This is a genomic window from Chryseobacterium sp. MIQD13, assembly GCF_050496705.1.
Taxonomy (GTDB): domain Bacteria; phylum Bacteroidota; class Bacteroidia; order Flavobacteriales; family Weeksellaceae; genus Chryseobacterium.
Map to the genome: position 1 here is coordinate 55327 of NZ_JBNWAF010000004.1, position 14908 is coordinate 70234.

The 14908-nt window shown below is 39.0% G+C and carries 6 protein-coding genes; all 6 read right to left on the reverse strand.

The genetic code is table 11. The features are described from left to right. Positions 1 to 144: 144 nt before the first annotated feature. The 6 genes from ACQWU4_RS17215 to tsf all read right to left on the reverse strand — a co-directional run bounded on the left by ACQWU4_RS17215 (position 145) and on the right by tsf (position 14896). A complete protein-coding gene (locus tag ACQWU4_RS17215; protein WP_429936998.1) occupies positions 145 to 933 on the reverse strand; it encodes a hypothetical protein in 789 nt (262 codons plus the stop codon). 161 nt (positions 934 to 1094) lie between these two features. Then, the gene (locus ACQWU4_RS17220; protein ID WP_429936999.1) at positions 1095 to 4487 is read right to left on the reverse strand and encodes a T9SS type B sorting domain-containing protein; all 3393 of its coding nucleotides are present in this window, start codon (positions 4485 to 4487) and stop codon (positions 1095 to 1097) included. Positions 4488 to 4601: 114 nt separating this feature from the next. Continuing rightward, complete coding sequence (locus ACQWU4_RS17225) at positions 4602 to 7445, reverse strand: T9SS type B sorting domain-containing protein (protein ID WP_429937000.1); 2844 nt, start codon at positions 7443 to 7445, stop codon at positions 4602 to 4604. Positions 7446 to 7582: 137 nt separating this feature from the next. Next, complete coding sequence (locus ACQWU4_RS17230; protein ID WP_429937001.1) at positions 7583 to 10444, reverse strand: gliding motility-associated C-terminal domain-containing protein; 2862 nt, start codon at positions 10442 to 10444, stop codon at positions 7583 to 7585. Positions 10445 to 10521: 77 nt separating this feature from the next. Beyond that, entirely contained in the window at positions 10522 to 13878 is a 3357-nt protein-coding gene (locus tag ACQWU4_RS17235) for a T9SS type B sorting domain-containing protein (RefSeq protein WP_429937002.1), read from the reverse strand. Between the two features lie 190 nt (positions 13879 to 14068). Continuing rightward, positions 14069 to 14896, reverse strand: coding sequence for a translation elongation factor Ts (gene tsf, locus ACQWU4_RS17240; protein ID WP_429937003.1), 828 nt, complete (start codon positions 14894 to 14896; stop codon positions 14069 to 14071). Between the last annotated feature and the right edge of the window lie 12 nt (positions 14897 to 14908).

Here is a 14908-nt window from a genome sequence, read left to right on the forward strand (position 1 = left end):
TTTAATACAATAACGAAATACCATTATTTTTATTTCAGGCATTTAATCATGAGATAAAATTAAACATATTTTTAAATAAAAAAAGAAATGTATACTATAAATTATTAAACAGTATACATTTCTTAAAATATGTAGCCAGGAAGCTTACTTGATTACGTCCTGAAGATTTGAAGTTTTAAGCCTTTTCTGATAGATTGGAAGGTATTTTTCGATAGGTACTTTTATAGCTTCAAAATTACCGGCCAAAACATAAGCTTCAATATTTTCTGAGGTATAGACAAACTGTAGGAAGTTGTCAATAAGATTTTCAGGAATTTTGAACTTGGCAAAATAATCTTTGCCGAGATAATTCTTGATCTGTGTTACAGAATTATTCATTCTTTCATAGGCCATGTAACGTTGTTTTTTCTTTCTGTCCCCCGAAAGGATGTCATAGATGCTTTCCAGGCTGAAAGTAAGACCGCCATCCCTTAATCCGGCAACCGGAAGCTCAGGAGATGTTCCGTCCCCTTTTGGCTCAGGCAGTCCAATTACTTTTTTGATAGCCAGTCCTTTATCCTCTTTTCTTATAGAATTTACATCGTACCTTAGGTTTCCGGTAGGCTTGAACCTGCTCAGTACAATTTCCTGAATCTCGTAATAAGCAATTTTTAATTCAATTAAGTTTTTCTGCTGCATCATCTGGGGAGTAAGTTTCACATCTTTCCGCTCTGTGACGATAGACGTAAAGCGGATTACATCTCCGGGAGCTGCAGGTATATTGTAAGTACCGTTATAGTCAGTAAGAACTGTTTTCTGAGTATTCAGATTGGTTACATAAACCTGATTAAGATATAAGATGGAATTGTCTCTTAAAAATACCTCTCCGGAATATGTCTGTGCATTGATTTTTGCCAGAAAAATCAGCATAAAAAGGGTAATTAGCTTCTTCATATAATTAGGGCAAAATTACGTAGAAATACAGCAATTTATACCTATTTAGATAGTGATTACAGGTTAAAGTTATATTAAACTTTAATATTAAACTGTTAATGAATGTTATAAATGTTTATAAATAACAATGATATGATAGAATTTAAACAAAAATCATCTTATTATTTATGCTTTACAAGCAGCCAGCTTGTATATTTTACTAAAGTAGAAGTGCCATATTCTGTCCAGGTGACAAAATACCAGTAAGTAGCTGTAGGAACAGGTCTTCCGCCCATTCTTCCGTCCCATGTATACCGGTTGGTTGGACTTCCTCTGAAGATTTCTGCCCCATAACGGTCAAATATTCTGAATTCCAGATTTGTATTGCTCATTAAAGCAGAATAGTCTATCTCATCATTATGTCCGTCACCGTTAGGAGTGATGGTGTTAATCAGATTGATAATGGCAAATTCTCTGGAACCTTCACCACATAATTTGGAATCCCTTACAAAGACGGTATGACTTCCTCTTGGTACATTGTAGAAGACATTTGAGCTCTGCCAGCTTACTCCATCCAGTGAAAATTCATAAGGAGGGATACCGCCGCTTGCTCCTACGGTTACTGTAGATCCGTTGATTTCAATAGTTGCTATCACAGGCAGAAGAGATTCTGCAACGGTAACATACTGTTTGTAAATACAGCCGTTGAACGTAAGCTCCACCCAATAATTTCCTACCGGAACATTGGTGATAGAAGGAGAAGTAGCTCCTGTACTCCAAAGATATTTTTCAAATCCCGGGCCTGCATCTAACGTCGTGGTAGCTTTTGGACAGATAATCTGGTCTTTTAGCAGGTCAGATTTTTTTGGGGCCTTAACGGTGATTTTAACAGATCCTACTTCAGGACATACTCCATTTTTCTCAAATCGGATGTAATAAGTCTGTGTACCTGTAACATTAACTGTAGCCGATATAGCGTTTATGTCATTCTGGGCATCAGCTAAAGTGCCATGGAAAGTATAAGTTACATTTGGATCTGTTGTAAACTGCGGGATAAATTGTGAAAGATTGACCGTTTTGATTCCGTCAAGATCATCATCACATATACTGGTAACAACTGAGGTTGTTAATAAAGTAATACGCGCTCCGATACTGAACTGTAAGGGTCTTACAACCACAGCGCAGCCGTCCGGAGATTCAACTCTAATGTAAATGGTTGTCGTAGCGGTATAGCTCCAGTTGTTAGGAAGTGTATTGGCATTTCCTGCATTAGCATCTGCGAGGGATGCATAATATCTTACATTGGTAAAATAACCGGGGTTATTCAGTACAATACCTGTTATATTGGATAGTGAGACAGTGACTGTTCCGTCCATATTATCATCACAGAAAGTACCATTATAATTGTTGACTATAATTGCCAGATTATATAAAGACAGGGTGATCTGAGCAATACTTTTACAACCCAGATTATTTTTTACCACTGCATACACAATGGTGCCGTCTGGTGCCGTATAAGCATTGGCAGAAGTGATAACTGCTCCCGGATTTTCGTTCTGGGCATCTATCAAAGTAGGGTAGTACGTTATAGTTACCGGAGAGTTGTTGGTTACATTGGCAGAAGTAAGATTAAAAGTCCCCTGTCCGTTAATATTGCAGGCATGTAAGGTGACATTTGTTACGATAAGAGATAGAATATTAACGGTTACAGTTACGGTTTCACAGTCCGGGAAAACAGGATCGTCTCCACAGAAAGTATAGGTGAAAGTATCTGTCCCTGTACTTCCGGGTGTATTGACGGTATAAGTAATGATACCTGTTACAGGATCTACCACCGCAGTTCCTAATGTAGGAGCAGTTACGATAGAAACTGTAGAAGGTACAGGTGTTTGCGCAGAACTGCTGAATGTAGGAGTAATGGTTTGCGTATTACAGACAGTATATGTTGATGTAGTCAGTTTGGTACAATTCAGTACTTTAAACTGATCGGTCACCAAAGCTGCACACCTTCCCATAGTTACTGAACATGTGTAATATCCGGATTGTGTTGGCGTAATTGATGCTCCAGTGGCTCCGGGAATAAGAGTTCCGTTTACATACCACTGATAAGTATCATAAATAACAGGGTCTACGGTAAGAACAATGCCGGGAACACAGGTTCCTCCTGACCTTAGAATAACAGGTTGTGTAGGAAAACCTGCAAAAAATCCTCCATATCCTACAGCATTACTCCCTGCAGTAATTCCTGCAGTAATAGCTTTATCTGAAATTACAGTGATAGTTCCGGTAACGTTAGGAATACCATACGTAACCCAGTTGTTTGTACCTGTCATATTGAAAGGACCTGTTGTTGCCGGTGGAATACCTCCGTTTACGGTAACATTGGCGCCTCTTTCCGTAATAAGATTCAGCTTTGTCGGAATATTAAGAAGCCCTGACGGGTTGGCAGTGGAATGAACAAAGTTTTCATCTATCAATCCCAATTCATTGATCTGTTTGGGAAGATAGCAGTTCAGGGCGGGAATAAAATTAAACCCTCCGGTTGCTATTTCACTTCCTGAAACGGAATCTCCGGCAAGAATCTGATATACATAAGCATTCTTGGACGTTTTAAGGTAAAGATTATAATGGGTTGCTCCTTGTAGCTTATATTTCGTATTGGGAACAATAAAATACTGGCCCGCATTCAGAGTTGTAAGCGGAGGAATTTCATCGTTGACGAAGATTTGGGTATTGTCTTCTGTAGCAATCACAATAGCTCCTTCCATATTGGACCCGACACTGCCGTTTCCTTTTACCAGGGCAAATTCAGTTCCAAGCCTTTCAACAGGGACAGCCTGATCCATCAGAATATCAGAGCTTGAAGGGAAACTTCCAGCATACTGGCCATTAAAATTTCCATTGGTAACATTCACAGGTTTACTGGCTGTGATCTTAGCACCGATGAAACCATCAGTGTTTACTGTCCCCGATCCGTCCATAATGTATGACTGTCCTTTATTAAGGGTAAAGGTCATTGTAGGATTGGTGGTTCCGGTAGTTCCGTTGGAAAACTGTACCGTTGGTTTGTATCCGCTGACTGTAACTGTTGTATTATCCTCAGTTGCAAGAACGCTGGCCATAAAGTTTAAGATGGGGTTGTTAACCGTTATGGGAGCATTTGCAACATAAAAGTTTTTTCCTGTGGAAGGTATTCCTTTCGAAGTAATAATCTCAGCATGATTGAATACGGAAAACCTAAGGTTAGCATAAAAAGGGAACTCGGCTTTTACATATAATCCTTTTGTAGTAGGAGTAAATACATCTGCCTGAAGTGTTGTGATGATATATTTTCTTAATACGTCAAATTTCTGAGGATTGTTTTTACTGATGGTTACCGTACCGATAAGGATATTGTTATTATAGATGCTTACCGGGAAAGGGGTTGTCCTGTTGGTAGATAAATATAACTTCTGATAAGGATTGGGTCCCGAACTTCTGTCCACCATTGGGGCAAACCAATGTTCCCTGTCCAATTGGGCGAAGGAAAAGGTGAAAAAGCAAACTATAAACAAAAAAGATAAAATTTTTTTCATTCAGCTGAGGGAGTTTAACACAAATTTAATAATAAAATGGATTCATGCCCTGAAAAAGTAACAAAAAAACCGCGATGTTAAAATCGCGGTTTGGAAAGTTATATTCTTTAGTAATTATTCTCTGCTTTTGACAAGGATCCAGCCCGTGTATTTTACAGCAGTTTGCTTACCTGCAGGCTCATTCCAGTGAATTTCAAACCAATAGTTTCCTGTAGGAACCCTTTTGCTTCCGCCTAAAGTTCCGTTCCATTTGTAAGCATTTGATTTGTCTCCCTGGAATATTTTACTTCCATATCGGTCAAAAATAGCAAACTCCAGATCCTTTTTGCCTGATAGCAATGAATAATCAAGTACATCATTTACCCCATCATCATTAGGAGTAATAGCATTGATTAAATTAGGAATGGTAATCTCCACTTTAATTGGTTCACAGTTATAGCTGTCTTTTACATATACTGCAGATATTCCTCTCGCCACATCCGTAAATATATTGGAATCCTGCCACTGGATATTATCAAGTGAATATTGATACGGAGGATTTCCGCCTATTGCATATACGGTAACTGTAGTATTTGAAATATCAATATTGGAAACAACAGGCTGCTCAGAAGCATATACTTTCACAGTCTGAAGTGTAATACAGTCGCCGGTTTTCAGTTTCACCCAATAGGTTCCTACACCAACATTTTGGATGGCCTGTGTTGTAGCTCCCGTACTCCATTCATAGCCATTAAATCCAGGTCCTGCATCAAGTGTTGTTTTATCTTCCACACAAATAATCTTATCAACAAGAACTGTAGATTTTACGGGTGGGAGAACAGTGAGAGAAACCTCTGCAATTCTGTAGCAACCATTCGCATTGATCACTTTTACATAAGCTACACCGGTAGGAGCAATATAATTTGCCGGATTTAAGATTTCATTGGTACTATTGTCAGCATCTGTAGGAGAAGGGTAATATTTTTTGGTAACCCCTATCTGTGTGGTTACTGAAGCGTTGGTAAGATTAAACAGTCCTGTAGCCGGATTAGCTTCCAGATAACATGTTCTTAGAGAGGCATTATTGACAATAGGACTCTCAGAAACCGTTAAATTTAATGTTACTTCTTCACAGTCTGTAAAGTCAGGATTATTTCCGCAAAATTTGTAAACAAAAGAATCGGGTCCAACATAATTATAAGCGGGAGCATAGCTGATAACCCCTGTAGTAGGATCAACTACTGCATTACCGTTGACAGGTGGTGTAATGATAACTACGCTGCCCGGTACTACAGATTGTGTAGAATTTGTAAATGTCGGAACAATCAATTTAACCCCATCACACACTGTTTGGTTTGATGTGGTTTCCGTAAGGCATGTGAATACTTTATACACCGGGGTGGTTATCGGAGGACAAGAACCTACCGTTATTTTTACAGTATAGTTACCGGACTGTGTCGGAATATAAGAATTGGCTGTAGCTCCGGTAATGGGAGTATTATCTCTGTACCACTGATAGGAATCAAAACTGTCATCTACTTCCAGTACGATTCCAGGAATACAGTCGCCTGTCTGTTTGGCAATAACCGGAATGGATGAAAATCCTGCGAAATAACCACCATAGCCAACCACACCACTTCCTCCGGAAATCCCTGCAGTCACAGCTTTTGAAGAAGTAATTGTCATATTGCCTGTGACATTCGGTACAGAGTAGGATACCCATGATGAGGTTCCTGATACAGGATAGGGACCTTGAGCGGCAGGAGGCGCTGCACCGTTTACTGTCACTGCAGCTCCTGTTTCCGTCAGGATGTTTAACTTAACAGTGTTGGTTGTAGGAGGCAGGATATTAATGTTCCCTATTTCATCAATTTTTCTTGGAAGATAGCAGTTCAAAGGCGGAATATAATTAAATCCTACCGTTGCATTGCTGTTTGAAACACCTGCCAGCAACTGGTACACATAAACGTTTTTAGTCGTTTTAATATACATGTTGTAGTGGTTGCCTCCCTGATTGATGTAATTATTGTTATTCAATTTGTTTACCCTGTAACTATCTCCCTCATTTAAGGTTATTGCAGGTGTTGCTCCATTGTTGATGAATACCTGAGTGCCGCCTTCAGTGGCAACAATCAGGGCATCTTCCATCCTTTCACTGATATCACCGTTTCCTTTTACAAGGACGAATTCATTTCCAAGTCGGTCCGTAGGTACGGACTGGTCCATTACAATATCAGATCCGTCATAAATAGTACCAGGCGGGATGATGGCAAATTGGCCGTTAAAGTTTCCATTGGTAACAGAAATAGGTTTATCGGCCTCTATTTTTGCACCGATAAAGCCTTCTTTGTTTCCTGCGCTGTCACCAACTCCTTCAATGATGTAGGACTGGCCTTTATTAAGCGTAAATGTTAGAGAGGGATTAGTTACCCCAGTCCATCCGTTGGTAAAGATAACATCAGGTGAATAATCCGAAACGGTCACTGTAGTATTATCTTCTGTAGCCATTATACCGGTGGTAAAATTGAGTGCTACCACAGGGTTTTCTATGGGAGCGACTACTGCATAAAACTTTTTGCCGATTCCTGCTTTTCCTTTAGATGTAAGGATTTCACCGTGGCTGCTTACAGAAAACCTGAAGGTTACAAAATAAGGTTTTGTTCCTTTTGTGTATAATCCTTTATTTACAGGAGTAAACATTTCAGAAGTACTGCTCGTAACAATACTTCCCAAAGGAATGTTAAATGTCTGCGGAGCTCCTTTGGAAACTGTAACTGTTCCAAGCAATATGTTATTGCTGTAAATTTCTACAGGAAAAGGAGTGGTAGAATCCGTAGAGAAATAAAGAGCCTGCTGGGGGCTGAGGACATTTGTACTTCGTGCCGCCATCGGAGCAAACCAATGCTCCGTATCTCTTTGGGCCGAAAATGGGCTGGCTGTTATAAACAGCAAAAGAAAAGTTAGTAAAAAATGTTTCATGTATATGGGAATTAGGATTGTCGCAAAAATAAGGGAATATTTAATGTAGCATTGTAAAATATGTAAAAAATATCAGTTTTAGATCAAAAAAAAACCGCGATTTCAAATCGCGGTTCATTATTTATAGGCAGAATGGTTTATTCAATGTTTTTAACTAAAATCCATCCTGTGTAGTAGATCGGAGTCTTTTCTTTATTGGATTCATTCCAGTTGATATGATACCAATAAGTTCCTGTCACAAGTTTTTTATCAAAATGTTTTCCGTCCCATTTGTAATTATTGAATTTATTTCCTGTGAATACCATGTTTCCGTAACGGTCATAAATTACAAAAGAAAGGTTTTCTTTATAAGCCAGTTCACTGTAGTCTATAAAATCATTTTTATTGTCACCGTTAGGAGTAATGGCATTTAACAGATTAGGAACTGTTACTTCCACAGCTACAGGATCACAATTGTAGGCATCTTTTACGTAGAAAGTATGCTGACCTCTTGTAAGCCCTGTAAATATGTTGGAATCCTGCCAGTTGCTTGGTGAATCCACAGCATATTTGTATGGGAGATTTCCTCCGTTTACAATTACTGTTGCTGTAGTATTGGAAATTTCAATTTTAGTGATTACCGGATCTTCAGCTTTTCTTACTCTTACAACCTGTGGAAGTAAACATCCGTTTTTACCCAGGATTACAGTATATTCTCCGATACCTACATTTTGAATAGAAGGTGTCGTAGCTCCTGTGCTCCATTGGTAAGATTCATATCCCGGACCGGCATCTAAAGTCGTTGTGCCGTCTGCACAGATAAACTGGTCAACAAGAATTGGTGATTTTTTTATCGGAAGTGCAATCAGTTGAACTTTTGCGTTAGCTGTACATCCTTCATTAGTGGTAACTTTTATATAAATATACCCTCCGGCAGATGGATAATTTGCAGGTGTGGTGATTTCATTAGTTCCCGCAGCAAGATCGGCCAATGTAGGATAGTATTTTTTTGTTACCGGAGTATAGTCGGTAACACTGGCTTTAGTAAGATCAAAATAAGCATAAGGATCTACATCATACTGACATGCTTTGATTATGGCATCTCTCACAACGAAAGGTACTACAGTAAGGTTTAAGGTAACCTGCTCGCAGTCAATAAATTCAGCGGCATTACCGCAGAATTTGTATACAATCTGATCCGGACCATAATAGTTGGCATTAGGAGTATAGGTAATCGTTCCGTTTGGATTCACTACAGCAGTACCATGTGTTGGAGCGGTAATGATAACCAGTGTACTAGGTACCGGAGTCTGTGTTGAAGAGGTGAATGCTGCCGTAATGACTTTCGTAGAACATGCATTCAATGTTTGTGTGGTTAGTTTTAAACAGGTAAATACCTTATAAATTGGAGTGGTAACAGCCGGACATGAACCCATTGTTACTTTTACAGTATAGTTTCCTGAGGTTGTTGGTGAGAATGTATTGCTTGTTGCTCCCGGAATAGGTGTTCCGTTTAAGAGCCACTGATAACTTTCATAACTGTCATCCACTTCTAATACAATACCAGGTGCACATTCACCTGTTTTTTTAGCAATAACAGGAATTGATGAGAAGCCAGCAAAGTAGCCACCGTATCCTACAGCTCCACTTCCCGCAGAGATCCCTGCTGTAATTGCTTTTGAAGATGTAACAGTAACATTGCCTATTACATTGGGAACAGTATAAGATACCCATGCTGTAGTTCCTGTTATAGTGAAAGGTCCTTGCACCGTTGGTGCAGGAGCTCCATTTACAGTAACGTTAACGATTGCTCCAGCTTCAGTAATCATATTTAGTTTAATATTTTTTGTACCACTGGAGTTGGTTTCAGGAAGTTCATTGATCAAACCTATCTCGTCAATTTTTCTAGGCAGAAAGCAGTTCAAAGGTGGAATATAATTGAATCCTTCCGTTGCCGTACTATTTGGAAGACCTGCCAGAAGCTGATAAACATAAGCGTTCTTTGAAGTCTTAATATGCATATTAAAATGAGAGCTTCCCTGATCAATGTATGGAAATATATAGGTGTTGTTGGGTCCTTGTCCCACTCTCATCCATTGTCCTTCGTTCAGGGTTTGAACCGGAGTGGTGGAACCATTAAGAAATACTTCCGTGTTATCTTCAGTTGCAACAATTATTGCATCTTCGTCTCCGTCATCGCTATCTCCGTTTCCTTTTACAAGGGCAAACTCATTTCCTAGTCTGTCAGTTGGGATGGTTTGGTCCATAACAATATCAGAACCGCCTGATCCTGCACTTGGTGGAAGAGCAAACTGCCCGTTAAAGTTACCGTTAGTTACTGATATGGGTTTATTGGATACTATTTTTGCACCGATAAAACCGGAGGCGTTGGCTCCATTATTTTCCCTCCCCTCTATAATATAAGCCTGCCCTTTATTAAGGGTGAATGTAAGGGTGGGAGTGGTAGTTCCTGTACTCCCATTAGAGAACTGTACTCCTGAATTATATCCGGAAACAGTAACCGTTGTATTATCTTCTGTGGCCAGAACACCGGTTGTAAAATTTAAAAGAGTAACATTTTGCCCGGTCATCGGACTAGAGACAGCATAGAATTTTTTTCCTGTACCTGCTTTACCCTTAGAAATTAATATTTCTCCGTGGCTGGTGACACTAAATCTGAAATTAGCATAATATGGTTTTGCTCCTTTAGTATAAATTCCTTTACCAATGGGTACAAACATCTCTGCAGCATTCGATGTAATCATTGTAGCTGTTGTAATATCAAATACTTTAGGATCCCCCTTCATAATAGTTACCGTCCCAAGCAGTACATTGTTGCTGTATATTTCTACAGGAAACGGAGTTACGGAATCTGTGGAAAAATACAATGCCTGTTTAGGACTGTTGAGCACATTGGATTTAGCTGCCATAGGCGCAAACCAGTGTTCAGTATCCCTTTGTGCAAAGAGCGGGTTAATTGATAAAAGAAATAATACTAAGCTGAGTAGAAATCTTTTCATGTGTGTGGAATTAGGATTTCTACAAATTTAAAATAATATTTGAAATAGTATTAAATAAATATGACAAAAGTTAAAAATTAATCACGATTTTTAATTAAAAGCCATCCGGAATATGAAACTGGTAATTTCGTATCTGGTTCTGTCCAGGTAATCACAAACCAATAGGTTCCCGTAGGAAGATTTCTCCCGTTTACCTTTCCATCCCAGATATAATTCTTGTCGGATGATTTGTAAACAGGAAAACCATAACGGTCAGCAACCTCTATTTTTACGTTTTGCTTAATCCTTAAATCGGAATAATTAAGGACATCATTAAGCCCGTCACCATTAGGAGTAATAGCATTAACGAGGTTCAGGATCAAAAATTCTTTTATAACCGGTGTACATCCGTCAGAACCCAGTACATATACTTTATGTATTCCTCTTGAAAGCCCGATAAATACATTGGAAGCCTGATAATTAATTCCATTCAGGGAATACTGATAAGGAGGTGTGCCTCCGGTCACGTAAACCGTTGCTGTAGAACCTGATGTGTCAATTTTGGTAATTGTAGGTGCCTCAGTAGTTGTTACACTTACAGTCTGACGGTACACACATCCGTTAAATCCGAGATCCACATAATAATTTCCGGCACCTGCTGTGATACTTGGTGTTGTCGCACCGGTACTCCATAGATAAGAAGAGAACCCGGGACCTGCATCCAGGAGCACTTTTTCACCCTGACACACTACCTGATTGTGGAGCATTCCGGATTTTTTAGGCGTTTTTAATGTAAGCTTAAGGAGTCCTGTGTTCGGGCATCCCGTACTGCTCTGGAACCTTATATAATAGGTATGAACTGAAGTGATATTCTGCGTAGGGGAAAGGATGTTTGTTCCTGCCTGAGCATCAGCCAGCGAGGCATGAAATGAAAGTATAACAGCAGGGTCTGTTGTAAATAAGTTCTTATAATCATTAAGGTTGGCCGATTCAGATCCGCTGATATCGTTGTCGCATACATCAGCCGTAACTGAACTTGCAATTAAAGTAATTTTATTTCCTACGGTGAAATTAATCTGCCCAAATACAGTAGGGCAGTCGCCAACAACAGGCGAAACTCTTATATAAACAGTAGTGGCAGCATTATAGGTCCAGTTTGCCGGAAGGGTATTGTTATTTCCTGCAGTGGCATCTGCCTGAACAAGATAATATTGTACATTGAAATTGGCAGGATTCGTTACGATTTGTGGAGTAACAGTTGCAAAGTTTACATTGATAATCCCGTCAAAATCATTATCACAAAGGTTTGCATTGAAGTTTCCGGTATTTATATTAGGGGAAGGATTCACTGTTAATGTAATCTGGGCTGTCTTGGAACATCCGAATGCTGAGGTCACATTAGCATAAACTGTTCCTGCAGGTCCTGAATAGGCAGCCGGGTTTGTGATTGAGCCTGTTAAATTGGAGTTCGTATAATAGGTTGTTGTTGTACCTGTGTCAGGACTTAAAACTGCAGAGGTAAGGTTAAAGGTTCCGTTCCCGTTGACGTCTGAGCACGAAGACATAGCTGCATTCTGGGTTTGAAGAACATCAATATTCACCTCCACCTTGAAATATTCAAAATCGGCCGGACTGCTGTTTCCATTAATATAATAGACAAAAGAATCTGTTGTGTCTGTTGTAAGCCCGGTATTCGGAGTATAAGTAATTTGCCCTGTTGCAGGGGATACTGTTGCTGTTCCTAAAGAAGGGGTAGAAACAATGCTTGTATTGGCAGGAACAATCGTTTGTGTTGAACTTGTAAATGCAGGAGTGATTACTTTTGTGTTACATGATCCGATATTATAAATCGTTGTTGTAATCGGCGGGCATTTAATATGATAATAATTGTCTGTAAGTAATGACCCGCAACCGCTTTTTGCAACTGAGCACGTATAATTTCCTGTTCCGTACAATTCAGGGTCAATAGAATAAGATGTAGCTCCCGGAATAAGATTTCCGTCAAGATACCACTGATAAGAATCATAAGAGTTATCCACCTGTAATAAAACACCTGTATAACAATCTCCTGTTTTTGAAATTACTGGAACTGATGAGAATCCTGCAAAATATCCTCCATAGCCTACTGCGCCACTTCCTGCTGCAATTCCCGCAGTTACAGACTTGGTTGAATTCACAGTTACAGTACCTGTAATGTTGGGAACTGTATAGGTTACCCAGTTTGGATTTCCATTCACAGGATAAGGTCCGTTTGCTGTAGCAATAGGATTCCCATTTAAGGTAACTGTTGCTCCGGTTTGAGTAATAATATTTAATCTGGCATTAAAATTCTGACTTCCAATCTGATTGATAAAACCAATCTCATCCACTTTATTTGGCATAAAGCAGCTTAAAGGTGGAATAAAGTTCATTCCGCCTGTCGCATATTCATTGCCTCCTGTTGTGCTGGAAACTCCTGCTAATAATTGATATACATAAATATTGTTATTAGCCGAAATGCTCATATTATAATTGTCACCCGCTCCATGCTGTACATAATTCATGCTGGGAACCATGTAATATTGCCCTTCATTTAATGTAATGCCTGTAGGAATTCCATTGACGGTAATGTTAGTGCCGTTTTGAGTGGCAACAACTAAGGCGGTTTCCATTTCAGAAAGGATTGTTCCGTTTCCTTTTACGACAACAAACTCTTTTCCTAATCTCTCAACAGGGACTGCCTGGTCCATCAGAATATCATTGTTGGTTAAATTTAAGCTGGTGTAAATTCCGTTACAGTTTCCATTTGTGACAGACACAGGCTGTGATGCCTGAATTTTTGCGCCAATTAACCCGTCAAGATTATTCATGGAAGCTGTACTTAGGGCATCCATAATATAAGATTGCCCTTTATTTAATGTAAAAGTTCTGGTAGGGCTTGAAGTTCCGTCTGAAAAAATTACATTTGGATTGTAGCCGGAAACAACTACGGTAGTATTATCTACGGTTGCGGTAATTCCTATTGTGGAATTTACATAAGCTGCTGTACCTGTTAATGGAGCCAATCCTACGTAAAATGTTTTTCCAAGTCCCGCTAAACCTTTTGAAGTAATAATTTCAGCGTGGTTGGGTACAGAAAACCTGTAATTAGCAAAGAATTTTTTAGACCCCTTTACATTTAAACCCATCGAATTTGGGGTAAAAAGATTTGATTGATTATCTGTAATTAAAAAATTATTGGGAATACTGACCTGAGCCGGATTTCCTTTACTAACCTGAACCGTTGTATAAAGTACATTATTGTTAAATATTTGAACACTAAACGGAGTTGTCTCGTTCGTTGAAAGATATAAATATCCCTGAAGCCCTACCATACCGGATTTTGACGCCATCGGTGCAAACCAATGGTCGGTATCAAGCTGTGCATTGAATAATAAACAAAGAAAAGTACAGATGGTTAGTAGAATTTTTTTCATTTTTCTCAATAAGGGATGCAAATGTAAGTATTAAAAATCAATATTTTACATAAAATTGAATAATGAATTTCTATAATGCTCACTATTGTTGAATATTTAATATTTTTTAATGTTGTCTGAAACTTGATATTAATAAATAAAAAATCCCGGTGAAATTTTCACCGGGATTGTATTATTCTTTGAAAGATGATTAAGCTAAGCTTACTCTTACAAATCCTGTTACTTTAAGGTCTGCATTTACAGATTTTACATAGTCAGCAACAGAAATAGAGCTGTCTTTGATGAAATCCTGGTGTACCAAAGTGTTGTCTTTGTAGAATCTCTGCATTTTACCTTTAAGGATATTGTCGATAATGTTTGCAGGCTTACCTTCTTCAGTAAGTTTATGTCTTTCGATTTCCAATTCTTTATCGATAGTTTCCTGAGAAACCCTAGTTTCGTCAAGAGCGATAGGGTTCATTGCAGCAGCCTGCATAGAAACAGCTTTAGCAGCCTCATCAGCTCCGTCTACTTTAGCAGAAAGTGCAGTGATAGCAGCGATTTTGTTTCCAGCATGGATGTAAGCTCCCAGGTAAGGTCCTTCGATTCTCTCGAATGCTCCGATCTCGATTTTCTCACCGATAACTCCTGTTTGCTCGATTAATTTATCAGCAACAGTAAGTCCGTGGAAATCTGTAGCTAAAAGCTCTTCTTTAGTAGCAGCGAAAATAGCCATTTCAGCCAATTCATAAGCAAGCTCGATGAAAGCTTCGTTTTTAGCAACGAAGTCAGTTTCGCAGTTCAAAGAAATTACAACACCTAAAGTGTTATCTTCGTTTACTCTTGCAATTACTGCACCTTCAGAAGATTCTCTGTCAGCTCTGTTTGCAGCTACTTTCTGTCCTTTTTTTCTAAGGATATCTACAGCTTTTTCGAAGTCTCCTTCTGCTTCAACTAGAGCTTTCTTGCAGTCCATCATACCTGCACCTGTTTGGTTTCTTAATTTTGCTACGTCTGCAGCAGCTGGTGTATAAGACATAATATCTATTAT